The sequence below is a fragment of the Candidatus Oleimmundimicrobium sp. genome, assembly GCF_030651595.1.
GTDB lineage: Bacteria > Actinomycetota > Aquicultoria > UBA3085 > Oleimmundimicrobiaceae > JAUSCH01.
Genome location: NZ_JAUSCH010000068.1, coordinates 1 through 1,728, shown reverse-complemented (window position 1 = coordinate 1,728; position 1,728 = coordinate 1). Strand labels below are relative to the sequence as shown.

Here is a 1,728-nt window from a genome sequence, read left to right as displayed (position 1 = left end):
CATTACCTTGACTCCAATTCGGCGCGATATAGGCGGATTCTACTAATTGCAAATTTGGTGCATTCGCGCATATATGGCGCGCTTGTCGGATCATCTTTTGCGCGATTGCGGCAAAATGTAATTTCACGATAGGCCATGGCGATATGATCCAACAAGTATTCAGTAGGCGCCTTGCAAATGAATGTGTTTTCCATGGATCAGGACTCCTTAACAAGAATTACATTCAAGGCTTGCACAATTTCCCGCCTTGTTTCCTCAGTCATGCCATAGGTTGAAATAAGGCTCTCATCAATTCGAAACTTTGCGCCATTGTTTGCGCTTAGATTCTGGCATTCCCGCATGAATTGCCGCGCATGACGTTTGACAAGAAAGGTTGCCACAATTGACTCATGATGTGGCCATGCGCGCCAAACGTGATAAAGATTTATCATTGCTCAGGACTCCTTGTAAATCTGAATTGAGTAACCGTCAAACCTAGCTTGGAACATATGGCCAAGCTTGATTGCGCGCGGCAATTCCAAGCCTTGCCAAGCTTTGCCTGTTTTCAGGATTGCGCGATTGATTGCGTCAATTCGCTTTGCGGTTATTTTCTTGCCATAACCGACTCCGGGGTATGATCCGGTTTGTTCAATAAAAGCGGTATATTTTGCCATGGCTCAGACTCCATTCCAACGCTTTGCGGTTTCACCATATCGCCGAATTCCACCAGCTATTGCGGCTTTTCTTGTCGGGTAATATATCGCGCTACATTCCCCTTCAGCGTAACAATAGGAGTCATCGTTCGGGCGAATCCATGCCAAGCGCCAATGGTTTGTCATAGTATCGCGTTTGACGTATAATTCGGCGATAAGATCAGGCGCAAGGATTCCAGCGTCATTTACAGCATAAGGGCGCATATCAATTAAATCCTTTCCGATAGAAACCCGCCTTTGGAAATGCCACCATAACGCTTTTCAATTCTGGCGCATATTGAGCGCGGGAATTGAAGAATCTTGCATCCTTGCACCATAGCAGAATTTCTGCTTTTTGCTCAGTCGTAAAAGAGTCGGCTTTGTAATATTCAAAAAGTTTCACCTTGTTTTTAGTCAAGGTTCCGCTTTCATATTGCCGGACTCCGATTGAATACAGGAAAGCGGGCGCATTGCTGATTTGATATTTCATCATTCTGACTCCTCAATTCATAAGGCGCAATGTAACGCCGTTGCATTCAATCCATACTGAACACTCAGGAACAATTGCCGCGATATGGTCAAATGCCAGATCCAATATTCTATCCATATCATCAGATTCCAGATATGGCTTGATATTAAAGGTACCGAATGGATGTGTGATATACAGCTTGATCATGGCCTACCGTTCCTTGTGTCACGTTTAACTTGATACAGTCTAGATCACGTCCTAAAGCGATTCGCAAGTGTTTATCACGTCAAACGTGACAAAACATGCAGCGCCCCATCGCCCCAGATCGTCGGGTAGGACGCCCCAGATCGTCGCGCAGGACGCCCCATCGCCCCTCATGTGTGCGTGTGCGTGACCCTGGGCGACGGGACGCCAGAGAAATACAAAGGCGACGGGGCGCCAGAGAAATTTGAATCATAAAAAACAAAACCCCCGGCGATTAAACCGGGGGCAAGTCAGAGAAATTGGAAAGGATTTATTGCGCACCAATGATCAGAACGCCAAACCAAAAGACAGGAATCAAAGCCCAAATTGGAAAGCGCCACCAGG

At 46.4% G+C, this 1,728-nt stretch carries 2 protein-coding genes; both read right to left on the bottom strand.

The features are described 5' to 3' along the window. Positions 1 to 434: 434 nt before the first annotated feature. The gene (locus Q7U95_RS04645; RefSeq protein WP_308752262.1) at positions 435 to 653 is read right to left on the bottom strand and encodes a hypothetical protein; all 219 of its coding nucleotides are present in this window, start codon (positions 651 to 653) and stop codon (positions 435 to 437) included. Between the two features lie 244 nt (positions 654 to 897). Then, a complete protein-coding gene (locus Q7U95_RS04640) occupies positions 898 to 1,164 on the bottom strand; it encodes a hypothetical protein (protein WP_308752261.1) in 267 nt (88 codons plus the stop codon). Positions 1,165 to 1,728 lie beyond the last annotated feature (564 nt).

Bases quoted from the DNA above. Each gene is read 5' to 3' on its own strand.
- Q7U95_RS04645 (WP_308752262.1), bottom strand. From the start codon at position 653: ATGGCAAAATATACCGCTTTTATTGAACAAACCGGATCATACCCCGGA.
- Q7U95_RS04640 (WP_308752261.1), bottom strand. From the start codon at position 1,164: ATGATGAAATATCAAATCAGCAATGCGCCCGCTTTCCTGTATTCAATC.